Annotated in this window: 25 protein-coding genes and 2 tRNA genes; 4 read left to right on the forward strand and 23 right to left on the reverse strand. The window is 65.1% G+C overall.

Going from position 1 to position 24,658, the window contains the following annotated elements:
* Nucleotides 1-8 precede the first annotated feature (8 nt).
* From hflX to ndk, 11 genes are all read right to left on the reverse strand, one after another.
* Nucleotides 9-1,274 carry a GTPase HflX gene (hflX, locus tag METRZ18153_RS0111850; RefSeq protein ID WP_020164936.1) on the reverse strand — a complete coding sequence of 422 codons (1,266 nt, stop codon included), beginning with the start codon at nucleotides 1,272-1,274 and terminating at the stop codon, nucleotides 9-11.
* Nucleotides 1,275-1,310: 36 nt separating this feature from the next.
* Nucleotides 1,311-1,550: an RNA chaperone Hfq gene (gene hfq / locus METRZ18153_RS0111855; RefSeq protein ID WP_019917982.1), complete on the reverse strand. Its 240-nt coding sequence runs from the start codon at nucleotides 1,548-1,550 to the stop codon at nucleotides 1,311-1,313.
* Nucleotides 1,551-1,650: 100 nt separating this feature from the next.
* A complete protein-coding gene (gene der, locus METRZ18153_RS0111860; protein ID WP_019917980.1) occupies nucleotides 1,651-2,979 on the reverse strand; it encodes a ribosome biogenesis GTPase Der in 1,329 nt (442 codons plus the stop codon).
* Nucleotides 2,980-2,988: 9 nt separating this feature from the next.
* Complete coding sequence (gene bamB, locus METRZ18153_RS0111865; RefSeq protein WP_020164937.1) at nucleotides 2,989-4,131, reverse strand: outer membrane protein assembly factor BamB; 1,143 nt, start codon at nucleotides 4,129-4,131, stop codon at nucleotides 2,989-2,991.
* Nucleotides 4,128-4,802 carry a YfgM family protein gene (locus METRZ18153_RS0111870; RefSeq protein WP_020164938.1) on the reverse strand — a complete coding sequence of 225 codons (675 nt, stop codon included), beginning with the start codon at nucleotides 4,800-4,802 and terminating at the stop codon, nucleotides 4,128-4,130. The genes bamB and METRZ18153_RS0111870 overlap by 4 nt, the downstream gene beginning before the upstream one ends.
* Nucleotides 4,803-4,843: 41 nt before the next feature.
* Nucleotides 4,844-6,142 carry a histidine--tRNA ligase gene (gene hisS / locus METRZ18153_RS0111875; RefSeq protein WP_020164939.1) on the reverse strand — a complete coding sequence of 433 codons (1,299 nt, stop codon included), beginning with the start codon at nucleotides 6,140-6,142 and terminating at the stop codon, nucleotides 4,844-4,846.
* A 10-nt stretch (nucleotides 6,143-6,152) separates the two neighbouring features.
* The gene (ispG, locus tag METRZ18153_RS0111880; protein WP_020164940.1) at nucleotides 6,153-7,406 is read right to left on the reverse strand and encodes a flavodoxin-dependent (E)-4-hydroxy-3-methylbut-2-enyl-diphosphate synthase; all 1,254 of its coding nucleotides are present in this window, start codon (nucleotides 7,404-7,406) and stop codon (nucleotides 6,153-6,155) included.
* Entirely contained in the window at nucleotides 7,406-8,269 is an 864-nt protein-coding gene (locus tag METRZ18153_RS0111885) for a RodZ domain-containing protein (protein ID WP_029143720.1), read from the reverse strand. Before METRZ18153_RS0111885 ends, ispG begins: the two co-directional genes overlap by 1 nt.
* Nucleotides 8,269-9,099: a type IV pilus biogenesis/stability protein PilW gene (gene pilW / locus METRZ18153_RS0111890; RefSeq protein WP_029143721.1), complete on the reverse strand. Its 831-nt coding sequence runs from the start codon at nucleotides 9,097-9,099 to the stop codon at nucleotides 8,269-8,271. Before pilW ends, METRZ18153_RS0111885 begins: the two co-directional genes overlap by 1 nt.
* A complete protein-coding gene (gene rlmN, locus METRZ18153_RS0111895; protein WP_020164943.1) occupies nucleotides 9,096-10,205 on the reverse strand; it encodes a dual-specificity RNA methyltransferase RlmN in 1,110 nt (369 codons plus the stop codon). The genes pilW and rlmN overlap by 4 nt, the downstream gene beginning before the upstream one ends.
* 12 nt (nucleotides 10,206-10,217) lie before the next feature.
* A complete protein-coding gene (gene ndk, locus METRZ18153_RS0111900) occupies nucleotides 10,218-10,643 on the reverse strand; it encodes a nucleoside-diphosphate kinase (RefSeq protein WP_008058959.1) in 426 nt (141 codons plus the stop codon).
* Nucleotides 10,644-10,896: 253 nt separating this feature from the next.
* Between ndk and METRZ18153_RS0111905 the strand changes: the two genes are divergently transcribed.
* From METRZ18153_RS0111905 to METRZ18153_RS0111915, 3 genes are read left to right on the forward strand one after another with little or no spacing between them, the layout of a single operon-like run.
* Complete coding sequence (locus METRZ18153_RS0111905) at nucleotides 10,897-11,460, forward strand: GbsR/MarR family transcriptional regulator (RefSeq protein WP_232416035.1); 564 nt, start codon at nucleotides 10,897-10,899, stop codon at nucleotides 11,458-11,460.
* 9 nt (nucleotides 11,461-11,469) lie between these two features.
* A complete protein-coding gene (locus METRZ18153_RS0111910; RefSeq protein WP_020164945.1) occupies nucleotides 11,470-12,855 on the forward strand; it encodes a cytochrome ubiquinol oxidase subunit I in 1,386 nt (461 codons plus the stop codon).
* Entirely contained in the window at nucleotides 12,852-13,847 is a 996-nt protein-coding gene (locus METRZ18153_RS0111915) for a cytochrome d ubiquinol oxidase subunit II (protein WP_020164946.1), read from the forward strand. Before METRZ18153_RS0111910 ends, METRZ18153_RS0111915 begins: the two co-directional genes overlap by 4 nt.
* Nucleotides 13,848-13,894: 47 nt before the next feature.
* Here METRZ18153_RS0111915 and METRZ18153_RS0111920 read toward each other — a convergent pair whose 3' ends face one another.
* The 4 genes from METRZ18153_RS0111920 to METRZ18153_RS0111935 form a co-directional block, all read right to left on the reverse strand.
* Nucleotides 13,895-14,239 (reverse strand): hypothetical protein, encoded by a 345-nt coding sequence (locus tag METRZ18153_RS0111920; RefSeq protein ID WP_157257241.1) that lies wholly within the window; start codon nucleotides 14,237-14,239, stop codon nucleotides 13,895-13,897.
* A gap of 233 nt (nucleotides 14,240-14,472) precedes the next feature.
* Nucleotides 14,473-14,549 (reverse strand) — tRNA-Arg (locus METRZ18153_RS0111925).
* A 68-nt stretch (nucleotides 14,550-14,617) separates the two neighbouring features.
* A tRNA-Ser gene (locus tag METRZ18153_RS0111930) sits at nucleotides 14,618-14,711 on the reverse strand.
* Nucleotides 14,712-14,786: 75 nt separating this feature from the next.
* Nucleotides 14,787-16,025, reverse strand: a complete 1,239-nt coding sequence (locus tag METRZ18153_RS0111935; RefSeq protein ID WP_019917963.1) for an aspartate kinase — start codon at nucleotides 16,023-16,025, stop codon at nucleotides 14,787-14,789.
* A gap of 330 nt (nucleotides 16,026-16,355) precedes the next feature.
* Here METRZ18153_RS0111935 and METRZ18153_RS0111940 point away from each other — a divergent pair, with 330 nt between their 5' ends.
* Nucleotides 16,356-16,649 carry a helix-turn-helix domain-containing protein gene (locus METRZ18153_RS0111940; RefSeq protein WP_019917961.1) on the forward strand — a complete coding sequence of 98 codons (294 nt, stop codon included), beginning with the start codon at nucleotides 16,356-16,358 and terminating at the stop codon, nucleotides 16,647-16,649.
* 96 nt (nucleotides 16,650-16,745) lie between these two features.
* Here METRZ18153_RS0111940 and METRZ18153_RS0111945 read toward each other — a convergent pair whose 3' ends face one another.
* Genes METRZ18153_RS0111945 through gspG form a run of 8 tightly spaced genes read right to left on the reverse strand, consistent with a single transcriptional unit; the run spans nucleotide 16,746 to nucleotide 24,590 of the window.
* Complete coding sequence (locus METRZ18153_RS0111945; protein ID WP_020164948.1) at nucleotides 16,746-19,067, reverse strand: secretin N-terminal domain-containing protein; 2,322 nt, start codon at nucleotides 19,065-19,067, stop codon at nucleotides 16,746-16,748.
* Nucleotides 19,064-19,567, reverse strand: coding sequence for a hypothetical protein (locus METRZ18153_RS0111950; protein WP_020164949.1), 504 nt, complete (start codon nucleotides 19,565-19,567; stop codon nucleotides 19,064-19,066). The genes METRZ18153_RS0111945 and METRZ18153_RS0111950 overlap by 4 nt, the downstream gene beginning before the upstream one ends.
* Entirely contained in the window at nucleotides 19,564-20,100 is a 537-nt protein-coding gene (pilO, locus tag METRZ18153_RS0111955; RefSeq protein ID WP_020164950.1) for a type 4a pilus biogenesis protein PilO, read from the reverse strand. The genes METRZ18153_RS0111950 and pilO overlap by 4 nt, the downstream gene beginning before the upstream one ends.
* Entirely contained in the window at nucleotides 20,097-20,645 is a 549-nt protein-coding gene (locus METRZ18153_RS0111960; protein WP_020164951.1) for a hypothetical protein, read from the reverse strand. The genes pilO and METRZ18153_RS0111960 overlap by 4 nt, the downstream gene beginning before the upstream one ends.
* Entirely contained in the window at nucleotides 20,642-21,334 is a 693-nt protein-coding gene (locus tag METRZ18153_RS0111965; protein WP_232416036.1) for a hypothetical protein, read from the reverse strand. Before METRZ18153_RS0111965 ends, METRZ18153_RS0111960 begins: the two co-directional genes overlap by 4 nt.
* Nucleotides 21,315-23,000 (reverse strand): GspE/PulE family protein, encoded by a 1,686-nt coding sequence (locus tag METRZ18153_RS0111970; RefSeq protein ID WP_020164953.1) that lies wholly within the window; start codon nucleotides 22,998-23,000, stop codon nucleotides 21,315-21,317. The genes METRZ18153_RS0111965 and METRZ18153_RS0111970 overlap by 20 nt, the downstream gene beginning before the upstream one ends.
* Nucleotides 22,997-24,175, reverse strand: coding sequence for a type II secretion system F family protein (locus METRZ18153_RS0111975; RefSeq protein ID WP_020164954.1), 1,179 nt, complete (start codon nucleotides 24,173-24,175; stop codon nucleotides 22,997-22,999). Before METRZ18153_RS0111975 ends, METRZ18153_RS0111970 begins: the two co-directional genes overlap by 4 nt.
* A gap of 1 nt (nucleotide 24,176) precedes the next feature.
* Nucleotides 24,177-24,590, reverse strand: coding sequence for a type II secretion system major pseudopilin GspG (gspG, locus tag METRZ18153_RS0111980; protein WP_020164955.1), 414 nt, complete (start codon nucleotides 24,588-24,590; stop codon nucleotides 24,177-24,179).
* Nucleotides 24,591-24,658 lie beyond the last annotated feature (68 nt).

The following is a 24,658-nucleotide window of genomic DNA, read 5'->3' on the forward strand; positions in this document are numbered from 1 at the left end:
GAGCACGTTCAGACTGGATAAGTAAGGATGGATGAGTCGGGTGACGCGTTCGCTCCGTCGGCTGACGAAGCTTCATCACCCGCCGACGGTGAGATGACTGGGAGTGCAGACCTCGACGAGGGTTCCAGATTCAGCCCACGCGGATCGTCATTCGGTGACTTCCGGTTGGCGGCAGCTATTCGTTCGTCAATCAGGCGCTGCGTAACCGCCGCCCTCAGGTCGGCGAGTCCGGCGCCCGTGCGAGCGCTTACACGCGCCGTTTGAATGGTATCACAGCCCCCCGAATCGGCTCCGGGCGCCAGAGCCGGCACCAGATCGATCTTGTTCAGCACGCGGATCTGCGGTACCGCATCGGCACCGATTTCCGCCAGCACCTTGTCCACTGCCGCGATCTGCGCGTCACGATCGGGGGCCGACGCATCGATCACGTGCAACAGCAGATCGGCGCCCGCGGTCTCCTCCAGCGTTGCATGGAAGGCAGCGACCAGCGTATGAGGCAGATCGCGAATGAAACCCACGGTATCGGAAAGCACCACCTGGCCGAAGTCGCCGAGGTAAAGCTGGCGCGACGTCGTGTCCAGCGTCGCGAACAACTGGTCCGCGGCATAGGTGCCGGCTTTGGTCAGGGCATTGAACAGCGTGGACTTGCCGGCGTTGGTGTAGCCGACCAGCGCGACGACCGGGGTTTCACGGCGCTCGCGCGACTTGCGCCGCACGCCACGCTGGCGCTCGACGCGCTCAAGCTTCTCTTTCAGCGCCTTGACGCGCTCCCCAAGCAGACGGCGGTCGGTTTCGAGCTGGGTTTCACCCGGGCCGCGCAGGCCGATACCGCCCTTCTGCCGTTCCAGGTGAGTCCAGCCGCGCACTAGGCGGGTGGCCAGATGTTCGAGCTGTGCCAGTTCGACCTGCAGCTTGCCCTCGTGACTGCGCGCACGCAGCGCGAAAATGTCGAGGATGAGCGCATTGCGGTCGACCACACGGCGCGACAGCGCGCGCTCGAGGTTGCGCTGTTGCCCCGGCGACAGTTCGTGGTTGAACAGGACGATGTCGGCCTCGTTGGCGTTGGCCAGATCGAGGATTTCAGCGACCTTGCCCTTGCCGGCGAAGGTGGCCGGGTCCGGCGACTGCCGGCGCCCGCCGACGCGAGCGACCGGCTCGGCACCGGCACTGCGCACCAGCAGAGTGAATTCGTCGAGACGGTCTTCGTAGTCCCTCGCACCCAGATCGAGCTGGACAATGACCGCACGCTCCCCACCTGACGGACGATCAAACATCCGCGCAGGCTTTCATGGAAGAGATCTGGAACGGAATCAACTGCCCTCGCCCTGGTCGTGCTGGATATTGACCGGACGGGCCGGCACGACGGTGGAAATCGCGTGCTTGTAAACCATCTGGGTGACCGTGTTCTTCAGCAGCACGACGTACTGGTCGAAAGATTCGATCTGGCCCTGCAGCTTGATGCCATTGACCAGGTAAATCGCGACCGGAACGTGCTCACGGCGCAGGGTGTTGAGGAAGGGGTCTTGTAGCATTTGCCCTTTGTTGCTCATGGGAACACCTCTTGTATATTTGAAATTCAACTGTACTGGATTTTTTGATGCACCGCAGCCTTGGACGCGGCGTCAGCCGATTTGATCCCGGAGCGGCCGATCATTTTTCCCGTGCGGCAAAAGGGTTGTGCGCAGTGCGGAACTGAACCCGCAACGGTGTGCCCTGAAGCTTGAAGGTTTCGAGGAAACTGCGTTCGAGGAAACGCCGGTAGCTGTCGGCAATGTGTTCGAGCGCACTGCCGTGAATCACGATGACCGGCGGATTCATGCCGCCCTGGTGCGCGTAACGCATTTTCGGGCGGAAAAGGCCGTGCTTGGGCGGCGCCTGTTTTTCGACCGCGGCCTGCAGCGCCCGCGTCAGGCGCGGCGTTGGCAGCTTGATCATCGCCGCGGCGTAAGCGGCGTCCACGGCGCCGAAAATGCCGCTGACGCCCTGCCCCTCCAGCGCCGAAATATAGAGCTGGCGCGCGAAGCCGAGGAAACCCAGCTTGCGCGCGATCTCCCGCTTGAAGATTTCGCGGCGGTAGCTGTCCACCGCATCCCACTTGTTAACCACCAGCACCAGCGCACGACCGCTCTCGACGATGAAGCCACCGATGTGGGCATCCTGATCAGACACTTCCTGGGTCGCGTCGAGCACCAGCACGCATACGTTTGACTGCTCGATCGCCTGCACCGTCTTGATCACCGAGAACTTCTCGATCGACTCGAACACCCGGCCCTTGCGCCGCAGGCCCGCCGTGTCGATCAGCGTGTACTCCTTGCCACCACGCTGGAACGGAATGCTGATCGCGTCGCGCGTCGTGCCGGCCTGATCGAAGGCGATCACGCGTTCCTCGCCGAGCAGCGCATTGATCAGCGTCGACTTGCCCACGTTCGGACGGCCGGCCACGGCAATCTTCGGGCCGCGGACATCGTCTTCGTCCTGCGGATCCTGCGGGAAAGGTTCGAGGCAATGATCGACCAGATTGCGCACGCCCTCGCCATGAGCCGACGAAATGACGTGAATGTCGCCCAGACCCAGTTCGTGGAACTCGGCCGCGACGATCTCGCGTCGCATGCCCTCGGCCTTGTTCACGGCCAGCACCAGCGGTTTGCCGACCCGGCGCAGCCGGGCCGCGATCTCACGGTCGTGCGCGGTCAGCCCGGCACGGCCATCGACGATGAACACCAGCACGTCGGCTTCGGCGATCGCCTGTTCGGCCTGCTGCGCCATCTCGACCATGATGCCGTCGCGCGCGGTCGGCTCGAAGCCGCCGGTGTCGACCACCAGAAAGGGGCGGTCGCCCATGCGGCCGTTGCCATAGTGGCGATCGCGGGTCAGCCCGGGAAAATCGGCGACCAGCGCATCACGCGTCTTGGTGAGGCGGTTGAACAGTGTCGACTTGCCCACATTGGGGCGGCCGACCAGTACCAGTACGGGTTTCAAATCAATTCCTCAGCGTGCCGACAGCGCGCGCACGCTGCCGGCGCGGCTCTGGGCGATGAATGCGCGTCCGTAGGGCTGCATCGCCGCGTTGATGGCACTGCCGTCACCGTTCAGGCGGGCAGCAAAGGCACCGTTCTCGCGCTGCAGCAGGTGCACGATACCTTCGACATCGCTGACCGCAACAAATCCCTCCAGAGCAAGCGGCTTGCCCGGGAAGCGGCCGGCCAGCTTGTCCTGCTTCCACAGGCTGGCGCCGGTGGCGCGATCGAGCGCATGCACCGCGCCCTTGTCGTCGCTGATGTAGAGATTCTGCGTATCGATGTCGATACCGGCGCTGCTCGAAATATCCCGCGTCCAGACGGCATTGCCGCTGCTCAGTTCGAAGCAGGCGACGCGCCCCTGGAAGGCGGCAGCACAGACCTCGCGACCGGCGATCACCGGCGGGCTCGTCACGTCAGCGATTCGCTCCAGCTCGGTCGAGCCCTTGGGCAGCGCAACGTTGGATTCCCACACCGCGGAACCGTTGGTGCGATTGATCGCCACCAGCTTGCCGCCGGGGAATCCGGCCAGCACCAGCGACGGCGTCGTGATCAGCCCGGCGTGCGTGCGCAGTGTCAGGGCCGGGTTGGCGCGCTGGTAGTTCCACTTGCGGGCACCGTCGGCGGCGGCAAAAGCCTGGATGCGGCTGTCGGCGCTGCGCACGAACACCATGTCATCCGACACTTCAGGCGCGCTGAGCACTTCCGACGTGACGCTGCCTTGCCACATCGGCTTGCCGTCGGTGGAAAACGCGAGCACTTCGCCCTTTTCCGTACCGACCACCAGCATGCGCTCATTGGCGCCGACACCACCCGACAGCTTCTTTCCGGCGTCGATCTTCCAGATCTGGCGTCCGTCGTCGATGCGTGCGACCGAACCTTCACGCGAGGCGACATAGACGGTACCGCCGATCACCGCCGGTTCGAATACGAAATTGTCCGACTTGCCGGCGCCGAAACGCCACACCTCGGCCAGCTGCGCCGTCGGCTGGATCACGCCCAGCGGCGGGACCTTGGGTTTGGACGGGCCGCTGAACGGATTCAGGCTGTCCAGCGACAGCGACGAACACCCGGTCAGCGCCGCGACGAGCAGCAGGGCCGAAGCACGTTTCACTGCTTGCCTCCCACGGCGTCCAGCTTGATTTCGATCACGTTGCGATAGCCCTGCTGGGCGAGCGACGCCGCCTCACCTTCAGCCTTGATCATGTCGTCCAGCTTGGTCAGCGCCGACTGATAGGCGGCACGCGCCTCGTCACGCTGGTCGCGCATCAGGTGCAGATCGCCACGCGCTTCGAGGAAGCGGGCCTCCAGCGACGCCTCGGCCTTGCCGTCGAGCAGCTTCGCGGCGTCGTCGAACGCCTGCTCCTCGATCATGACGTAGGCCAGACGCAGGCGGGCCAGGTCGCGCAGAACGTCCTCCGATGCCTTGTCCTTCACCCATTCGAGCTGCGCGCGGGCCGTCTTGGTGTCGCTGTTCTCGACATGCACCTTGGCCGACAGCAGTGCGCCCAGCGCCGCATACGGGCTGCTGGCGTAGTGTTCGGTCAGTTCTCCCGCCGCCTCGCGGGTCTTCTTCAGGTCACCGGCCAGGGCCGCTTCCTGCAGCGTGTCGAACACGGCGCTCGCCTTGACCGACTGGTCGCGGTTGTACCAGCCCCACGCCTGCTGGCCGATGATGGCGGCCGAAATGGCGATCACCACCCAGGTGATCGCGTTGCCCCACTGGTTCCACCACGCCTTGATGGCGGAGAGCTGTTCCTGTTCTTCCAGATCGAGTGCTGCCATGGTGTCGGCTCCTGCCCGGTAATCCGGTTATTGAAAGTTCGTTATTGGAAAATGTCGTCGCGGTCGCTGACGAAGTCGTCCAGCAGCATGGCGGCCAGATGCTCGCCAACGTCGTCGAGACTGACGCGCATCTGCTCGCCACCGCGCAGCGGCTTGAAGGTCACTTCGCCGGCCGCGACCTCGTCCTCGCCGAGGATGAGCGCCACCATGGCACCGGACGCATCGGCGCGCTTCATCTGCGACTTGAAGCTGCCACCGCCGCAGTGCATCAGCGTCGCGAAACCGCCGTCGCGCAGACGCTCGGCCAGCGTGAAGGCGGCCGCCTGGGTGCCGGCGCCGGAATGCACGATGTACACCTCGACCCGGTCGACCAGCGCGTCGGCCTGCTTCGCGTCCCACAGCGCCATCAGGCGCTCGATGCCCATGGCGAAACCGGCGGCCGGCGCCGGCTTGCCACCTAGCTGGGCGATCAGTCCGTCGTAACGACCGCCTGCACACACCGTGCCCTGGGCACCGAGCTGATCGGTCACCCACTCGAACACGGTGAGGTTGTAGTAATCCAGCCCGCGCACCAGACGCGGGTTGATGCGGAACGGGATGTTGGCCGCGCGCAGCGTGTCCTGGATCGCGGTGAAATGCGCCAGCGATTCCTCACCGAGATAATCGGACAGCTTGGGCGCCGCTTCGACCAGCGCCTGCATGGCCGGGTTCTTGGTATCGAGGATGCGCAGCGGATTACTGTGCAGCCGGCGCTTCGCGTCTTCGTCGAGCTGGGCCTGGTGCGTCTCGAAGTAGGCGATCAGTTCGGCGCGGTGCTTCAGGCGCTCTTCCGGCGAACCGAGCGAGTTGATTTCGAGCTTGATGCCCATCAGGTCCAGGTCGTCCCAAAGGCGCTGGCACATGATGATCAGTTCGGCGTCGATGTCCGGCCCGGCGTAGCCCAGCGCCTCGACACCGACCTGATGGAACTGGCGGTAGCGCCCCTTCTGCGGACGCTCGTGGCGGAACATCGGGCCCATGTACCAGAGCTTGCGCGGGCTGTCGTACAGCAGGTTGTGCTCGGTCACCGCGCGCACGCAGGAAGCGGTGCCTTCCGGGCGCAGCGTCAGGTTCTCGCCATTGAGCGCGTCCTCGAAGGAATACATTTCCTTCTCGACGATATCGGTCACTTCACCGATGGCGCGCTTGAACAGCGGCGTGTGCTCGAGCAGCGGCATGCGGATAGGCCGGTAGCCGTAGCCGCGCAGCCAGTCGCGCACGATGGTTTCGAATGCTTCCCAGCGTTCCGCCTCGTCCGGCAGGATGTCGTTCATGCCGCGAACGGCTTGCAGTTTGCTCATTGTTCTTCGTTCAGGCGCCGGTGCTGCCGGCGATTTTCTTGGTGTAGGTGCGAGCGACGTAGGCGTCGACGATGCCGCGGAATTCAGCGGCGATGTTGTCGCCCTTCAGCGTGACGGTCTTCTCTCCGTCCTCGAACACGGGTGCCACCGGCGTTTCCCCTGTGCCCGGCAGCGAAATGCCGATGTTGGCGTGCTTGCTCTCGCCCGGGCCGTTCACGACACAGCCCATGACGGCCAGCGTCATGCGTTCGACGCCGTCGTACTGCGTCTTCCATTCCGGCATCTTGTCGCGCACATAGGTCTGGATGTCGGCGGCCAGTTCCTGGAAGAAGGTCGAGGTCGTGCGACCGCAGCCGGGACAGGCCGCGACCATGGGCGTGAAGGCACGCAGCCCCATGGTCTGCAGCATTTCCTGGGCAACGATCACTTCCTTCGTGCGGTCGCCGTTCGGCTCCGGCGTCAGCGACACGCGTATGGTGTCGCCGATGCCCTGCTGCAGCAGCACCGACATCGCCGCGGTCGACGCGACAATGCCCTTGGAACCCATGCCGGCTTCGGTCAGGCCCAGGTGCAGCGGGTAGTCGCAGCGCTTGGCCAGTTCGGAATAGATGGCGATCAGGTCCTGCACACCGCTCACCTTGCAGGACAGGATGATCTTCTCCGGCGACAGCCCCCACTCGACCGCCTGCGCCGCACTTTCGAGCGCCGACGTGACCATGGCTTCGCGCATCACCTCGACCGCATCCTTGGGCTGAGGGCGCCGCGCGTTCTCGTCCATCACGCGGGCGAGCAGCGCCTGATCCAGGCTGCCCCAGTTCACGCCGATGCGCACCGGCTTGTCGTAGCGGCAGGCGATGTCGATCAGTGCGGCATACTGCTCGTCGCGCTTGCTGCCCTTGCCGACATTGCCGGGGTTGATGCGCAGCTTGTCGAGCACCTCGGCGCAGGCCGGGTGTTCGCGCAGCAGCTTGTGGCCGTTGAAGTGAAAGTCGCCGACCAGCGGGACGTCGACATTCATCTTCAACAGCTGCTCGCGCACCTTGGGCACAGCGGCAGCGGCTTCCATCGTGTTCACGGTGATGCGCACGATTTCCGAGCCGGCGCGCGCCAGTTGAGCGACCTGGATCGCGGTCGAGATGTGATCTTCGGTATCGGTGTTGGTCATCGACTGCACCACCACCGGCGCAGCCGATCCGATCACGACACCGCCGACGCGCACGGTGCGCGTAGCACGACGGGAAATGGCAGAGGACAGATCACTCATCATTCGAGCCTCAGACGGGCGACATCGACCTTGGTCGCCGGGGCCAGATCATGCGGCGTGCCGTCGATGCTCAGACGGACCGACTTCGCATTGCCGATCACCAGCGACACCGGGAACACGGCGCCAACGCTGCGCGCGCTGCCGGCGCGATTGAGTTCGGACAGGATGATGCGGTCCTGCGCGTCGCGGATTTCTACCCAGGAATCGGCCGCGAAGGTGAATGCAAGCTGCCGCTGCCCGGTCACCGGCGGCGCACTGGCGGTTTCGGCCGTCGACGGCGGCGAGGCCTCGGGCAACGCTGCCGCGAGCGTCGCTTCTGTCGCGACCGCATCGGCCACCTGCGCATCCACGCTCGGCGTCGCCGGTTCGGTCTCGGGCTCGGCCACAGCGTCCGGCGGCGGCATCACCGCCTCCTGCTCCACCTGCACCGACTCACCGGGCGGAGCGGTCCAGAACTCGGACCACACATAGAGCGCGATGGCGACGACGACCGGCACACTGAGCGCGAGCAGCGGCAACAACCACTTGCGGCGGGACGACTGCACCGGCATCGCGACGCCGACGTCGGCCTGCTCGACCAGTTGCGGCGTTGCACGCACCTGCTGTTGATCCAATTGCGCCAGCAATGCCTTCGGATCGAGACCGATCAGGGCGGCGTAGTTGCGGATGAAGCCACGGGCGTAGGTCGGATTCATCAGCTCTGCATAGGCGTCGGCTTCGATGGCCTCAACCTGGCGCGCAGCCAGCTTGATGGCGGCGCCGACCCCTTCGACCGTCATGCCGCGCGCTTCGCGCGCACGGCGCAGTTGCGCACCGACCGATTGCTGCAACGATGACTCCTGTACTGCGTTATCGACCGTCATCAGTCGTAGTTCCCCTGCATCAGCGCCTGGTGCTGCGGCGTACCGGCAAAGCGGCGACGCAACTGACCTGCAAAACCCGATTCCGAAGCCTTGTCGCCGAGCTTGCGCTCGATGCGCACGGCCAGCCACAGACTTTCCGCCACCGGGTCGGTCTTGGCGTGGAAGTCGCTCAGATACTTGCGCGCCTCGTAGTAGTTCGCCCGGCGATAGAACAGGGCAGCGAGGTTGTAGAGGGCTTGCAGGTTGTCCGGATCGGCGTTGATCGCGCGCAGGAAATTCACCTCGGCCCCGGCCAGATCGCCCGCCTCCATCGCACACAGGCCGGCATTGGTGTAGGGGCGGGTCGGATGTGCGTAAAGCGGGTTCTTGATCGCCGTATTGAACAGCTCCATCGCACGCGCGTGCTCACCGCTCTGGCAAAGGAACCAGCCGAAATTGTTGTTGATGTCCGGGTCGCTCGGCGACAGGCGCAGTGCCTTCTCAAAATTCTCGCGCGCCTGCTGACGTTCCTGCAGGTACATGTGGGCGAGACCCATCAGATTGTAGGCAGGCCCGTAAGACGAATCGTCGCGCAGGGCCTGGCGGCCTTCGTCGAGCGCCACCGCGACATTGCCCGCCTCCAGATAGGCCAGACCGAGCTCGGTGTGCGATTTGGCGCGGGTGCGGGCGGCGCCGGTAACAATGTTCTCGACCGGCCGGTAGTCGGAAGCCGGCGTAGACGGGGCGTTCGATGCGGCAGTGCCCGGGCGGCCGGTCTGGCCGCCGGCGCATCCCGCCAACAGCCATGCCGCGGACAGCGCGGCGGCCGCGCCTGCAATCAATCTTTTCACCGTGCGGGAACCTCCTGGATCGGAATGGTCTTGCGGGTGCGCCGGGTGCGGTCGAGCACCTGGCCGGCGAGCTGGCCGCAGGCGGCATCGACGTCGTCGCCGCGCGTCTTGCGCGTCGTCGTGACGATGCCTTCGGCCATCAGGATTTCGGAGAAGCGGCGAATGCGCTCCTTCGACGAACGCCCGAAAGGCGCCTGCGGGAAGGGGTTGAACGGAATCAGGTTGTACTTGCACGGCACCTGGCGGGCAATATCGACCAGTTGTCGCGCATGCTCGTCGCTGTCGTTCACGCCGTCGAGCATGACGTACTCGAAGGTGATGAAGTCGCGCGGCGCACGATCGAGGTAGCGCACGCAGGCAGCCAGCAGCTCGCGCAGCGGGTACTTCTTGTTGATCGGCACCAGCTCGTCGCGCAGCGCGTCGTTCGGCGCGTGCAGCGACACCGCCAGCGCGACCGGGCAGGCGTCGCGCAGGCGATCCATCGCCGGCACGATGCCCGAGGTCGACACCGTCACCCGACGGCGTGACAGACCGTATGCGTTGTCGTCCAGCATCAGCTTGAGCGCGGCCACCGTGGCGTCGAAATTGGCCAGCGGCTCGCCCATGCCCATCATGACGACGTTGGAAATCACGCGCTCGCCGTCATTCTCGCCACCACGCACCGCGCCGAGCGCACGGTTGGCAAGCCAGAGCTGACCGATGATTTCCGATACTTCGAGATTGCGGTTGAAACCCTGCTTGCCGGTCGAGCAGAAGGCGCAGTCCAGCGCACAGCCCGCCTGCGTCGAAATGCACAGCGTGCCGCGACGCTCTTCCGGAATGAACACGGTTTCCACCGCATTGCCGGCACCGACGTCGATCAGCCATTTGCGCGTGCCGTCGGTACTGGTGCTGTCTCGCACCGGCACCGGGGCCTCGACGCAGGCGATGTCCGCCAGCTTGGCACGCAAGGACTTGGCGACGTCGCTCATCGCGTCGAAATCGCCTTCGCCATTGCGGTGTATCCACCGCATCACCTGCCGCGCGCGGAAGGGCTTCTCGCCCAGACTCGTAAAGAAGTCGGCGAAGCCCTCGGCGTCGAATTGCAGCAGGTTGGTGCGGGTCACGCGTTTACTCTCTCAGCGCGAATAGACGTTCAGCGCCGGGAAGAAATAGGCGATCTCGACGGCGGCGGTTTCCGGCGCGTCCGAACCGTGGACGGCGTTAGCGTCGATCGAGTCGGCGAAATCGGCGCGGATGGTACCCGGCGCAGCCTTCTTCGGATCGGTGGCGCCCATCAGGTCGCGGTTCTTCAGGATGGCGCCCTCGCCTTCCAGCACCTGGATCATGACCGGGCCGGAAATCATGAAATCGACCAGATCCTTGAAGAAGGGACGCTCGCGATGCACGGCGTAGAAGCCTTCGGCTTCGGCGCGCGACAGCTGGGTCATGCGGGAAGCGACGATCTTCAGGCCGGCGTCTTCGAAACGCTGGTAGATCTTGCCGATCACGTTCTTGGCGACGGCGTCGGGCTTGATGATCGAAAGGGTACGTTCTGCGGCCATGGGTATCTCCGGTAAAGGCGGCTAGGGAAACGGAAGGACAACCTGAGATTGTACCAATACCGACGCGCCCCGTCTGCCTGCATGCTGCACCGCAACGCCGACGCGCGGGCGGAGCCGATACCGCCCACGATCACGGATCGACACGAGCAGCCTCCACGCGCGACGGGTCCGTGGTCAGAGTCACGATCAGATCTTTCCGAAATTTCAGTATTTTCTGAAATTTGATTTATATTAACGACCATTCAGATAGCGCTTGAAAAGTCCGAAGATCATGACACCGCTGGTACATAGCTTCGTTGCGCACTTCGGCGAAATGGGCAGCCGCTGGGGCATCAACCGCACGGTTGGCCAGATCTACGCGCTCATCTTCGTGTCACCGAAGCCGCTCTGCGCCGACGAGATCGCCGAGACGCTGTCGTACTCGCGCTCCAACGTCAGCATGGGGTTGAAGGAGCTGCAGTCGTGGCGCCTGGTGAAACTGAGGCACGTGGCAGGCGACCGTCGCGAGTATTTCGAAGCACCGAGCGACGCCTGGGAAATCTTCCGCACGCTGGCGGAAGAGCGCCGCCGGCGCGAGATGGAACCGACCCTGTCGATGCTGCGCAGCGCATTGCTCGAAACACCGAGCTGCGACGAGGACAAGGTCGCCCAGGAGCGCATGAAAGGCATGCACGACCTGATCGAACTGATGAGCAACTGGTTCGACGACGTACAGAGACTCGACGCCCAGACATTGGCCAAGCTGATGCGCATGGGCGCAAGAGTCCAGAAACTGCTGGAACTGACCGGCCAGCTCAAATCCGGCAGCAAGGAGTGAGATACACCGATGGATCTTGATCCCGTCCTGCTGGCGCGCATCCAGTTTGCCGCCAACATCACCTTCCACATCCTATTCCCGACCATTTCGATCTCGCTCGGGTGGATGCTGCTGTTCATGCGCTGGCGCTGGCTGAAGACCAGCCACCGGCCCTGGCTGACCGCCTACCGCTTCTGGACCAAGGTGTTCGCGCTTACCTTCGCGCTCGGCGTGGTCAGCGGCATCACGATGAGTTTCCAGTTCGGCACCAACTGGCCCGGCTTCATGGAGAAGGTGGGCAACATCGCCGGACCACTGCTCGGCTTCGAGGTGCTGACAGCCTTCTTCCTCGAAGCCACCTTCCTCGGCGTGATGCTGTTCGGTCACGGCCGGGTGAGCGAGCGAGTGCACCTGCTTGCCACCTTCCTGGTCGCCTTCGGCACGACGATGAGCGCGTTCTGGATCCTCGTACTCAATTCCTGGATGCAGACGCCGGTCGGCTACGAAATCATCAACGGTGAATTCCACGTCACGAGCTGGATGGAAATCATCTTCAATCCGTCCTTCCCCTACCGCTTCTCCCACATGCTGCTGGCCTCCTTCCTGACCATGGCTTTCCTGGTCGCCGGCGTGTCGGCATGGCAGGTGCTGCGCGGCAAGGCCAACGCATCGACACCGCTGGCGCTGCGCGCCGCGATCACGCTGGCGGCGGTACTGATTCCGGTACAAATCCTGGTCGGAGACATGCACGGCCTGAACACGCTGCACCATCAGCCGCAGAAGATCGCCGCAATTGAAGGCGTATGGGAGACCGAGAAGGGCGCACCGCTGCTGCTGTTCGCGCTGCCCAACGAGACCGAGCGACGCAATGACATGGCCATCGGGATTCCGAAGATGGCGTCCTTCATCCTGACCCATGAATGGGATGGCGAACTGAAGGGTCTGAACGAATTCGAGGCACATCCGCCGGTAAAGCCGCTGTTCTTCGGCTTCCGCGTCATGGTCGCCGTGGGCACGTTGATGCTGCTGGTGAGTTGGGCAGGCTGGTGGCTGCTGCGACGTCGAGGCTGGCAGCCCGAAAACGCGCCGCGATGGCTCATGGTCGGCATCGCCGCGATGACCTTTTCCGGCTGGATCGCCACGGTCGCCGGCTGGTATGTGACCGAAATCGGTCGCCAACCCTGGATCGTGCAAGGTCTGATCAGGACAGCCGACGTCGCTTCGACGACGCCGGCGCCGCACATCGCGATCACGCTGGCCGGCTACCTGATCACCTACATCCTGCTGATCGCTGCATATATAAGTGTGCTGCGCTACATGGCCGAGAAACCGTCCGACAGCTATGACCCTGCGCCCACCGGCGGCGCGGCGACACTGCTCGGCACCCAACCCGCAAAGAAGGAAGGTGGCGCATGAGCTGGGCCGAAATCCTGCCGGTGATCTTCATGGGCCTGATGGGCCTGGCGATGTTCCTCTACGTCGTGCTCGACGGCTTCGATCTGGGCGTCGGCATGCTGCTGCATCGCGCCGACGACGGTCAGAAGGACATGATGATCGCGTCCATCGGCCCTTTCTGGGACGCCAACGAAACCTGGCTGGTGCTGGGCGTAGGCATCCTGCTGATCGCCTTCCCGAAAGCGCACGGCGTCGTCATGACCGCGCTCTACCTGCCGATCGCACTGATGCTGCTGGGCCTCATCCTGCGCGGCGTGGCCTTCGACTTCCGGGTCAAGGCGCAGGACAAGCACAAGCCGCTGTGGAATTTTGTCTTCTTCGCCGGCTCGACCGTCACCTCGGTCGCACAGGGCTGGATGCTCGGCCGCTTCATCACCGGCTTTGCCGACGGCGGTGCCTACGACCTGTTCGCTCTGGCGATCGCCATCGCGCTGCCCTGCGCCTATGTGCTGATGGGCGCCACTTGGCTGGTGCTTAAGACTGAAGGCGAACTTCAATCACGGGCAGCACACTGGGGACGGCTTGCGTTGATACCGGTCGTCGTGGGCATGGGCCTCATTTCGCTTGCCACACCCTGGGTCAGCGATACGGTCAGCGCGCGCTGGTTCAGTCTGCCGCAATTCATCGGCCTGCTGCCGATACCGTTCGCCACCTTCGCCTGCTTCGTCGCACTGTGGTGGACACTGAACGGCAAACGCTCATTGGGCACGCTTTGCTGGCTGCCCTTCGTCCTGACCGTCGGGGTATTCCTGATGGGGGGCCTGGGCCTCGCCTACAGCCTCTACCCCTTCGTCGTGATGGATCGCATCACGATCTGGCAGGCGGCGAGCTCCACCGCTGCGCTCAATCTCATACTCGCCGGCTGCGCCATCACGGTGCCAGCCATCCTCGCCTACACCTTCTTTGCACACCGTGTGTTCTGGGGCAAGGCAACGGAACTGCGCTACGGATGAACAAAGCGGTCCCGCCCCACGGGCGGGACCGCTGCCACGCCGACGGACTAGCGCGCCGGAAACACCCAGATTTCCTCGCCATAGTCGAAGTACAGCACGACGCCGCTGCCCGCACAGCGTTCAGACGCATCGACCGCTTCGCGCCAGCCGACGAACTTCCGCGCCTGCTCGACCGAGGGGGTCCAGCCCCAGTCCGAGGGCGCACCGGCGGGATCACAGACGGCGAGGAAGAGCGCCCCACCCTCCTTCTGCACGCCGAAACCAAGATACGTCGCATGCTCGGGCACACCGAGCTTCGCCTTCAGCCAGGCCACCGGCGTGACCCGCTCCTCCTCGAACCCCGCACTCTTTTTTCTTATGACCACCCGCTTCCCCTCCCTGAACGAAGTCATGAAACGACTTTGTCATATTACCAAGGTCACTTGGCGCCGCCGCTGCGAAGAACACCGACGGAATGTGACGAATGGATACACGGTGGTCGATGTCGCCCACGTCGCACGCATACGGCGAAGTGAGGAATGAAGAACGGAAGCCAGTCGCCGCAGAATGCGGCCACGGAGGGGAAGGACAAAAGAAAAAGGCCAGTCAATCGACTGGCCTATCTCTTTTTTTCTCTGCGGTAAAGTGGCGCGCCCGGAGCGATTCGAACGCCCGACCCCTTGGTTCGTAGCCAAGTACTCTATCCAGCTGAGCTACGGGCGCGCTGCAGAGAGGCAGAACTATAGCACATCTTTTCAATACTGCAACCATTTCATGAATCAATGGTTGCTTGGCGGAGAGGGAGGGATTCGAACCCTCGATACAGGTTTTGGCCCGTATGCTCCCTTAGCAGGGGAGTGCCTTCGACCTCTCGGCCACCTCTCCGGTACTGCAAAAGCGCGCGAATCATACCGGTAAGACCTGCTCCGGTCAAACCTGCGCGCGATTTATTCCGGCTGATTACTGCGCCGGCTGATCGAGTTCGAACGCGCGGTGCAGAACGCGCACGGCGAGTTCGAGGTACTTCTCGTCGAGCACCACCGACACCTTGATTTCGGACGTCGAAATCATCTGGATGTTGATGCCCTCTTCCGCCAGCGTGCGGAACATCTTGCTGGCCACACCCGGGTGCGAGCGCATGCCGACGCCGACGGCCGACACCTTGCAGATCTTGTTGTCGCCCTTGATCTCGCGAGCACCGATGTGCTGGCGAACGCTCTCAAGAATTTCCATCGCCCGCGCGAACTCGCCGCGATTCACCGTAAACGAGAAATCGGTCGAGCCGTCGTGGCCGACGTTCTGGATGATCATGTCGACGTCGATGTTGGCGTCGGCGATCGGGCCCAGGATCTGATAGGCGATGCCCGGACGGTCCGGCACGCCGAGCACGGTCAGTTTGGCCTCGTCGCGGTTGAAGGCGATGCCGGAGATGATGGGTTGTTCCATATTGACGTCTTCCTCGACAGTAATCAGCGTGCCCGGGCCTTCGTGACCCTCGTCCTCGAAACTGGACAGCACGCGCAGCTTGACCTTGTACTTGCCTGCGAACTCGACCGAGCGGATCTGCAGCACCTTCGAGCCCAGACTCGCCATCTCGAGCATTTCCTCGAAGGTGATGCGGTCGAGGCGGCGGGCTTCCGGCACGATGCGCGGGTCGGTGGTGTACACACCATCGACGTCGGTGTAGATCTGGCACTCGTCGGCGCCGAGCGCGGCGGCCAGCGCGACGCCGGTGGTGTCGGAACCACCGCGACCGAGGGTCGTGATGTTGCCCTTCTCGTCCACGCCCTGGAAACCGGCGACGACGACGACGTGACCTTCATCGAGGTCGCGACGGATATTGTGTTCGTCGATCGACAGGATGCGCGCCTTGGTGTGCGCATCATCGGTCAGGATGCGCACCTGGCCGCCGGTATAGCTGCGCGCCTTCAGACCGAGATCCTTCAGCGCCATCGACAGCAGGCCGATGGTGACCTGCTCGCCGGTGGAGGCGATCACGTCGAGCTCGCGCGGATCGGGCGTCGGCGAAATCTCCTTGGCAAGGCCCAGCAGACGATTGGTTTCGCCGCTCATGGCCGACACCACGATGACCATCTTGTGGCCGCGGGCGACGTAGCCGGCGACCCGGCGGGCAACGCTCTTGATGCGGTCGGGCTTGCCGACCGAGGTGCCGCCGTATTTCTGGACGATGAGAGCCATCTGAACTTCCGGGACGTTGTACGAAAACCCGCGATTGTAACTGATCCGCCCCCGGCAAAATGGCGCGTCGGATTTTCCGGTTCAGGGCACCTAAAGTCGGCGCGAAACGTCTGGCGAAAAACGATGTCCACGACAATACCAAGCGACTTGCAAACATATGCAAAGCTGTTTGGTGCAGGACGTTGTGATCATTTATACTGGGTTTTGTCTATGACTTTAGTTATAGGCACGGGAGTAAGCAGCTATGCGAAGCGGCAGGCAGCCAGGCACCGGATTTTCAAGGATCCCGGCACCGAAGTTTCGATGTTCAACTCATCAAGGACAACGAGCATGAAAGCAACCGATACCATCGACGCACGTGAAATCCGCAAGAAGCTGGGCATGAACCAGTCGCAGTTCTGGTCGCGCCTCGGCGTGACGCAAAGCGGCGGCTCCCGCTACGAAAGCGGCCGCAATATGCCGAAGCCCGTGCAAGCGCTGCTGCGTCTGGTGCACGTCGAGCAGATCGACATCAGCAAGATCCGTCGCGAAGACGTCGAAGTCGTCGAATACCTGCGCGCAACCGATCCGGATACGTTCAAGCGTCTGAAAAAGGAAGCCCGCGCGCACCGCAAGGCTGGCTGATACAGCCTTCGCGGAGCGCGATACGGACAAGGGGAAGGCAGACCGCCTTCCCCTTTTCTTTTGCGCGCACGTCGCAGTGTCAGCGACGCGTTCGGCTTACGGGCGGATCACGATATCGACTGGCGACGGTGCGTTGATCTGCAGCGGATTGCCGTCCGCACCCAGCGCCACCACATTGCCCACCTGCACGCTGCTGGCGCCTGCCGGCGCGTTCGGTGCCGCGCGGAAGCGCAGTTCGGCGCGCGCCTCCTGCCCCGCACCTGCAGCCGACAAGGTCACCGCCGCACGCCCTGGGGCGGTCACCGTTCCGAGCGCGGTCAGCACGTTCGGGTCATAGACAATCTCTATCGTCGCGTTGCTCACACCGGCGCCTGCGGTCATCGATACGATCACCCCTGCCTCACCGCCCGCCGCCACCTCGCCCGACGACTGCATGCGCAGTTCGGCACCGCCCGCCGCTTCCTCAGGTTCAGGTGCCGGGGCCGGTTCCGGCTGAACCGCGCGCGACGGCGACGCGAACTGCACCGCGCCGGCAGCCGGCGCAACACCGCCGCCCGAACTCGACAGGCGCATGCCCTGGTCCTTGCCCGACTGGCGGATCGACAGCGACGCGGCGCCGACCGCCGCTTCGGTACCGGCCGGCAGCGCCGGCGCGATATGGGCCGGCCGGCTCAGGTTGCGCACGATGCGCGGCGTGATCAGCAGAACGATTTCGGTCTTGTTGTTGCTGCCGCGCTCGCTGGAGAACAGCTTGCCGATCAGCGGCAGGTGACCCAGGCCCGGCAGGCGCGACGCGCTGGTGCGCTCTTCGTCCGAAATCAGGCCGGCCAGAATCTGCGTCTCGCCGTCCTTCAGTCGCAGCGCGGTCGCGGTCGAGCGGGTGCCGACCTGATAGGCGAGTGAACTCTGCGGGCCAGTCACTTCCTTGACGATGCTCGACACCTCCATCGTCATCTTGATGTCAACGTCGTCCTCCGGGTGGATCAGCGGCTCGACGTCGAGCTTCAGACCGACGTCGAGGTAGGTGACCGAGGCCGACACGCCGACGTTGGCGGTCGAGGTCGTCGTGAACACCGGCAGCTTCTCGCCGATATGCACCTTGGCCTTTTCCTTGTTCTTGACGCGGATGCGCGGGTTGGCGAGCAGGTTGGCCGCTCCATCGGTCGCCTTCAGATTCAGGATCAGACCGGGATTGCTGACATAGGGCACCACCAGCCCGTTGGTGTCCTTCAGATTGATATTGCCTTGCAGCAACTGGCCACCCAGCGTCGTCGTCGTCGTGATGCCCGCCGCCGTACTGACCGAATTGCTGATGTTCGGCGTCAGGATGCCGTAGCCGATCTGGTCCGGGAAATCGATGCCCAGTTCCTTCATCTTGTTGCTGCTGACCTCCAGCACCTCGACTTCCAGCATCACCTCGGGCTCGGCCACGTCGACCGACTCGACCAGCTGTTCGGCCAGTCGTACCGCATCGACGGTGTCCTTCATCACGATCACGTTCAGCCGCTCGTCGATGTAGATGTCCTTGGTCTTGATCACCGTCTTGATCAGGTTCTGCACCTGTTTCGCCTCGGCGTTGACCAGGAAGAAGGTGCGGGTGACCAGCTCCTTGTACTCGCGCACCTTGGCAGCGGTGTTCGGATAGATGAGAACGGTGTTCTCCGACAGCACGCTGCGTTCGAGCTGGTTGGTGATCAGGATGAGGCGCATCACCTCGGCCACCGTCGTGTTGCGCACGAACAGCGTCACCTTGATGTCTGGGCGCACGTCCTTGTCGAACACGAAGTTGATGCCGGTCGAACGGGCGATCGCCTCGAATACGTTGCGCATCGAGGTGTCGCGGAACTCCAGCGTCACCGTCTTCTGGAACATGTCGCCAAGTGCGGCCGGCGTCTGCTGCTTCGGCCGCGCCTCTTCGATCTGGCGCAGCAGCTCGCGCGCGCCGGCGTGCGAGCCGTCCTGCCCGAGCACGTTGCGCACGCGCGCTTCGGCACCGGACACGTCCTTGCGCACGAACATCGCGTTCGCCTCGGTCACCATCGCATCGTGGCGCACGCCGCGCAGCAGCTGGTCGCGCATCGAAATCGCGCGCGGGTTGCGTGCATCCATCGCCAGCACGCGGTCGAGTGCGGCGGCAGCGGCTTCGCGGTTGCCGGCGATGCGCGCGGCCTCGGCCTGCGCCAGATGGCGCGCGATCGCCACCTCTCGTTGCCGGTACAGCGTGGCGCGGATCTCGGCGTTGTCCGGCGACTGCTTCGCCGCCTGTTCGAACAGCCCGAGCGCGCGATCCTGCTCGCCGGCCATCAGCGCCAGCTTGCCGTCCTCGAACGCCTTGTTGGTGGCACAGCCCGCAAGTGCAAGCACCGCAGCGAAAAGCAGGAAGGCCGCGCGCACGCGGGGCGGGAAGAATGCAGTCATTTGGCGTTTCCGATGGACAAGGTCTGCCGCTGCTTGAGCGGTTCGAACACGAAGGTGACGGCGCTGGCGCTCACCGATTCGACGCGGTACTGGTTGTTCAGCAGATCGCCCTGGCGCGCGACAAGCATGCGCTCACCCTGGGCGAGGAAGACGACGGTGGACGTGCCTTCGGTCATCCGGCCCTGGTAACGGAAGGGCAAGGGGGGCGCGACCGGCGCCGGTGGCGGTCCGGCCTGCACGCTCACCTTGGGCGGTGGCGGCAGGAAGCTGTGCGCGGCGAACAGGTCATGCCCGACCTCGGCTGCGGTCCGCACCGGCAGCGCGGCGATCGCGCTGCCCTGCTCCACCGCCGCCGTGCGGGCAGTCGCCACCGCCGTGCTGCGCGAGGCGCGCGGTTCCGCGACCAGGCCAGCCGCGTCGCCGGCGTCGTCCTCGATGCCGGCCGCGTACCACACCGCAAGCAGCGTCGCGATCAGCGCAATGACGAGGCCGCGGTTCATGAAGCCTCCTTCATCAGTATCGACACGCGTACCGTGGCGTCGACCGTATCGCGCGCGATGTCCTCGCGGCGCAGCACGACATCGTCCACCAGCACCGCCGGCGACAGACGCTGGATGTCGGCCAGCCAGGCGCGCAGCGCCGGGTAGCTGCCGCGCAGCGGGAACACGTATTCCTGACGCGCATAGCCCGAACCCAGCGGCTGTGACTCGCGGCTTTCGACGCGCGCCAGCGCAAGCTTGCCGGCGGTCGCCGTCTTCGACAGATCGGCCAGCAGCGACGGCAGGCGCTTGCGCTCGACCAGCGCCGCGTCGAAACGCGCCAGCTGTTCGCGCGGCGACTCGACCTTGACGCCCTGCGCCACCCGCTCGGCCAGCGACTCGTGCTCTGCTTCGAGTGATTCCAGTTCGGCCTGCAGCGGTGCTGCCGCGCCGAAATGGATGGCCAGCGCGAACGCCAGCAGCGCCACGCCGACGGCGCCTGCCCAGCCCGCGCGCGCCAGCGCATAAGCCAGATGTGCCTGCAGCCGCTTCATGCGCGCCTCCAGTTCAGACGCAGCGAAAAGGCGACCACCTGCATGCCCTCGCGCTGCTTGAACTCGAACACCTCGATGCGCGGCGCCATCAGCGACGACGCGTCGGCAAAGGACTCGGCGTAGGCGAACAGCGCATTCAGATCCTTCGCCTCGCCGGTCACGCGCAGCAGTCCGCGCGCAGCGTCCGGTTCGACCGACAGCAGCGCGACATCGGCGTGCTTGCCGGCGAGAGCTTCGAGGTCGGCGAACAGTGGCTGCCAGTCGCGCGCCATCTGCAGCGACAGCGTGCGCGCGACGTCGAGACGGGCGCGCAGGCCGGCGTCCTCCTGGTCGCGTCGCGCCAGTACGCGCGCCTGTTCGGCAGCACGCGCGGCGCGGCGGTTGTCGGCGCGCTGCGCCTCGACCTGCCCCCCCAGCGTGTCGTAACGCTCGGCGGCGAAGGCGGCCGCGGCGCAACCGAGCGCGAGGGCCAGCCAGCCCAGCCAGCCGGGCGCACGCCGACGGGCAACGAAGTCGATTTCGGGAACGGCCGGGCGCCTGCTCATGCGCCACCTCCGGCCACGCAGCGCCAGCCGCGCGGCAGCGTCACCGACGGCGAACCATGCAGGAAGAGCTGGCCGGCCGACAGTTCGCCGTCGAACAGGCTGAGCCTGCGCTCGAGCACGGCGCCAATTCCGGCCGGATCGGCCAGCGCCTCGCCGCGCACGTGCAGCCAGCGACCACCTGCCCACAGGCCCATGCACAGCCAGCCATGGCGCAGCTGTGCGAATCCGCCGGTCGCCGCGTCACCGCGCAATCCGGCGTAGGCACGCAGCCAGGCCGGCTGCATGCTCTTCAGCTTCACGCTGCGCGCGGCACACCAGGCCTGCAGGCGCTGCACCAGCGCGGCATCGAGCGCGCAGGCGAGCACGCTGGCCGCCGGCCGTGCATCCCAGCTGAACACCCAGCCCTGGGCGGCGCTGCCGAACACCTCGATCATGCGGGCACGCACCAGCGCGTGCTGTTCATCGTGGCCGACGACGCCGGGCGGCACCTCGATCACCTGCCAGCGCGCCCAGGCGTTGTCCACCGTTACCTGCAGCGCAGCGCGACGCGGTGTCGCCTCGGCCGGCAAGGCGTCGAGCGCGGCGGCCAGATTGTCCAGCGACAGCATCTGCGCCACGCCGTGCCGACCCAGCGACACGCCGTGCGGACCGACTTCGAGCGTCAGCACCTCAGACGACAAAAGTGACACGGTTCAATTCCGCCAGACTGGTTTCGCCGCTGGCCACCAGGGCCAGACCGGCTTCGCGCAGGGTGCGCGTGCCGCGCGCTCGCGCGGCCTCCTTCAGTTGTCGCATCGGGGCGCGGGTGACGATGAGCTCGCGCAGTTCGTCGTCCAGCACCAGCAGTTCGGCGATCGCTCGCCGGCCCTTGTAGCCGGTGCCCCGGCAATGGCCGCAACCGGTGCCGGCGCGAAAGTCGTAGCCGCCCGCGCCGATCAGACCAGCCAGGCCGGATTCCTCCAGCTGCGCCGCTTCCGGCACCTGCGGAGCCGCGCAGTGGCGACAGTTCAGCCGCAGCAGGCGCTGGGCGACGATGCCGTTCAGGGCGGACACCAGGTTGTAGGGGTCCACGCCCATGTGCAGGAAGCGGCCGATCACGTCGAACACGTTGTTGGCGTGCACCGTGGTCAGCACCAGGTGACCGGTCAGCGCTGCCTGCACCGCGATCTCCGCGGTTTCGCCGTCGCGGATTTCGCCCACCATGATCTTGTCCGGGTCGTGTCGCAGCACCGAGCGCAGGCCACGGGCGAAAGTGAGGCCCTTCTTCTCGTTCACCGGAATCTGCAGCACACCGGGCAACTGGTACTCGACCGGGTCCTCGATGGTGATGATCTTGTCCAGGCCGTGGTTGATCTCGCCGATGGTGGCGTACAGCGTGGTGGTCTTGCCGGAGCCGGTCGGGCCGGTCACCAGCAGCATGCCGTAGGGCTCGGCCGCCAGCTTGCGCAGCGCAGCGCGCGCGATGTCGTCGAAGCCCAGGCTTTCCAGCGTCAGCGCCTTCAGCTCTTCGGTCAGGTGTTCCTTGTCGAGCACCCGCAGCACCGCGTCCTCGCCATGCACGCTGGGCATGATGGACACGCGCAGGTCGATGTCGCGGCCGGCGTAGGCCACTTTGAAGCGGCCGTCCTGAGGCACGCGCCGCTCGGCGATGTCCAGCTCGGCCAGCACCTTGATGCGCGACACGACCTGCTCGGCGGTGTCGGCGCCGGCGATCTGACCGACCCGCACCATCACGCCGTCGACCCGGTATTTCACCTGCATGCCGGCCGGCACCGATTCGAGGTGGATGTCGGAGGCGCCCTGCTTCAGCGCGTCGTACAGCGTCGAGTTGACCACCCGTACGACCGGGCTGGCGTCGTCGGCGATGCGCGCCAGCGACAACACCTCGGCCGAACTGCTGCTCACCTGCTCGCCTTCGTCGAGCAGGCCGGCGGAGGCGCGCTGACTTTCCTCGAAGCGCGCCAGCGCGGCGGTGATGTCGTCGCGCGTGGCGACGCGCAGCTCGAAGCTGTCGTGCAGCGTGACCGCCAGCCAGTCCTGCAGCGCCGCGTCGTAAGGGTCAGCGACCACCGCGACGCGGGCGCCGGCGTCGTCGGTCGCCACCACAACCGAGCGCGCCAGCGCTTCGGAGAAGCGGATGCTGCCCAAGGTCATCGTCAGCGCGTTGAGATCGGCGCTGTGCATCACGGGCAGACCCAGCTGGGCAGCGACCCGGGCGCACATGTCGTCCGGCGTACTGCCGGACAGCTCGATCAGCGCCTGCATGACCGAGCCGCGCCCGGCCTGGGCACGGGCGCGCGCCAGCAGATCGCCTGCAATCGGGGACGGCACGGCGGTCGTCGGCAGCGCGCTCATTGCAGGCTCTCCGCCAGCTGGAAGATGGGCAGGTACATCAGCACCACGACGCCGCCGATGGCCAGACCGATCACCAGCATCAGCAGCGGACCGAACAGCCGGGTCGCGCGGTCGAGCCAGCGCGTCATTTCCTCGTCGTGGAAGGCGGCGATGCGTTCCATCATGTCGCCCAGGTTGCCTGCCCGTTCGCCGACGCGCAGCATGCGCGACGCCACGGCGGTGCTCAGACCGACTTCGGTGAAGGCGTCCGACGCCGCGCGGCCCTCGCGTATCGACAGCAGCGCGCGCGTCAGACTCTGCTGCATCGGCAGCGGCAGCAGTTCGCGCACCAGTTCGAGCGACTGCACGACCGGAATGCCACCGCGCAGCAGCATGCCCACCGTGCGGAAGAAGCGCGCAAGGCGGAACACCCGCATCCGGCTGCCGATGCCGGGGACGCGCTCGAACTGCGCCATCAGCCCCTGACGGAACGCCGGCTGACGCACCGTCCACACGACACCGATCACCACGACGAGCAGGCCCAGCCCGAGCGAGGCCGAATTCGCCTTGACGAAATGGCCCCAGGCGAGCAGCCACTGCGACGCCAGCGGCAGTTCGGTGGAAATATCTTCATACACTTTGGAGAACTCCGGCACCACGAACACCAGCAGGAAGAGCACCACCAGCATGCCCACCACCAGCAGGATGACCGGGTAGGTGGCTGCCGCGACCAGCTTGCCGCGCAGGCTGTCGAGCTGTTCGCTGTAGGCGACATAGCGTTCGAGCGCCTGGTCGAGGTCGCTGGTGCGTTCGGACGCACGGATCATCGCCACCAGCAGGTCGGGAAAGATGGCGGTCTGGGCGGACATCGCCATCGACAGCGTCTTGCCCTGGCGCAGCGCGTCGATCAACGCGGTCAGCACGGTGCGCGACAGTGTGCGGCCCTCCTTCTCGGCCATCACCTCGAGACCTTCGACCAGCGACAGGCCCGAACGCAGCAGCGCCAGCAGCTCCTGACAGAACAGCAGCACCGGAAAGCGCTGCCGGTTGAAGGACAGCGTGTGCGCACGCGCCGCCGACAGCACGGTCAGGCCGTCGGCCTGAACCTGTGCGCGTGCCGACGCTTCGTCGGACGCTTCGACCTGCAGCTGCGTGATGCGATTGGTGACGTCGAGTGCGCGAATGCGGAAAAGCATGTCACCAGTTCGTGATGTCGGCGGCTTCTTCGGTGCCGCCCGCCTGGCCGTCCTTGCCGAGCGAGCTCAGGTCGTACTCACCGTGTTCGCCAGGTGCCTTATATATATAGGGACGCTCCCACGGGTCGAGCGGAACCGCCTTCTTCAGATAGGGGCCGGACCACTTGCTGGTCGTCGACGGACGCTCGACCAGTGCCTTCAGGCCCTCCTCGGTGGTCGGGTAGCGCCCGTTGTCGAGGCGGAACTGGTCGAGCGCCTTTTCCAGCGCGTCGATCTGCGCGCGCGCAGCCTTGACCTCGGACTTGCCGATCTGGCTGAAGAAGCGCGGGCCGACGTATCCGGCAAGCAGACCGATGATGACCATCACCACCAGCAGTTCGAGCAGGGTAAAGCCGCGTTGAGAAATCCGGTTCATAGCCGTAATGTGACGTGTCATGATCGTATCGAGTCTAGTCGCCGTGCATCGACCGCATCAAGCAAACA

The organism is Methyloversatilis discipulorum (assembly GCF_000385375.1).
Classification (GTDB): domain Bacteria; phylum Pseudomonadota; class Gammaproteobacteria; order Burkholderiales; family Rhodocyclaceae; genus Methyloversatilis; species Methyloversatilis discipulorum_A.

Bases quoted from the DNA above. Each gene is read 5' to 3' on its own strand.
- METRZ18153_RS0111910 (WP_020164945.1), top strand. From the start codon at position 11,470: ATGGATCTTGATCCCGTCCTGCTGGCGCGCATCCAGTTTGCCGCCAAC.
- METRZ18153_RS0111920 (WP_157257241.1), bottom strand. From the start codon at position 14,239: ATGACTTCGTTCAGGGAGGGGAAGCGGGTGGTCATAAGAAAAAAGAGT.
- METRZ18153_RS0111945 (WP_020164948.1), bottom strand. From the start codon at position 19,067: ATGACTGCATTCTTCCCGCCCCGCGTGCGCGCGGCCTTCCTGCTTTTC.
- METRZ18153_RS0111870 (WP_020164938.1), bottom strand. From the start codon at position 4,802: ATGGCAGCACTCGATCTGGAAGAACAGGAACAGCTCTCCGCCATCAAG.
- ispG (WP_020164940.1), bottom strand. From the start codon at position 7,406: ATGAGTGATCTGTCCTCTGCCATTTCCCGTCGTGCTACGCGCACCGTG.
- METRZ18153_RS0111975 (WP_020164954.1), bottom strand. From the start codon at position 24,175: ATGCTTTTCCGCATTCGCGCACTCGACGTCACCAATCGCATCACGCAG.
- METRZ18153_RS0111885 (WP_029143720.1), bottom strand. From the start codon at position 8,269: ATGACGGTCGATAACGCAGTACAGGAGTCATCGTTGCAGCAATCGGTC.
- ndk (WP_008058959.1), bottom strand. From the start codon at position 10,643: ATGGCCGCAGAACGTACCCTTTCGATCATCAAGCCCGACGCCGTCGCC.
- pilO (WP_020164950.1), bottom strand. From the start codon at position 20,100: ATGAAGCGGCTGCAGGCACATCTGGCTTATGCGCTGGCGCGCGCGGGC.
- hfq (WP_019917982.1), bottom strand. From the start codon at position 1,550: ATGAGCAACAAAGGGCAAATGCTACAAGACCCCTTCCTCAACACCCTG.
- hisS (WP_020164939.1), bottom strand. From the start codon at position 6,142: ATGAGCAAACTGCAAGCCGTTCGCGGCATGAACGACATCCTGCCGGAC.
- METRZ18153_RS0111970 (WP_020164953.1), bottom strand. From the start codon at position 23,000: ATGAGCGCGCTGCCGACGACCGCCGTGCCGTCCCCGATTGCAGGCGAT.
- METRZ18153_RS0111935 (WP_019917963.1), bottom strand. From the start codon at position 16,025: ATGGCTCTCATCGTCCAGAAATACGGCGGCACCTCGGTCGGCAAGCCC.
- hflX (WP_020164936.1), bottom strand. From the start codon at position 1,274: ATGTTTGATCGTCCGTCAGGTGGGGAGCGTGCGGTCATTGTCCAGCTC.
- METRZ18153_RS0111940 (WP_019917961.1), top strand. From the start codon at position 16,356: ATGAAAGCAACCGATACCATCGACGCACGTGAAATCCGCAAGAAGCTG.
- METRZ18153_RS0111960 (WP_020164951.1), bottom strand. From the start codon at position 20,645: ATGAGCAGGCGCCCGGCCGTTCCCGAAATCGACTTCGTTGCCCGTCGG.
- METRZ18153_RS0111915 (WP_020164946.1), top strand. From the start codon at position 12,852: ATGAGCTGGGCCGAAATCCTGCCGGTGATCTTCATGGGCCTGATGGGC.
- METRZ18153_RS0111950 (WP_020164949.1), bottom strand. From the start codon at position 19,567: ATGAACCGCGGCCTCGTCATTGCGCTGATCGCGACGCTGCTTGCGGTG.
- gspG (WP_020164955.1), bottom strand. From the start codon at position 24,590: ATGAACCGGATTTCTCAACGCGGCTTTACCCTGCTCGAACTGCTGGTG.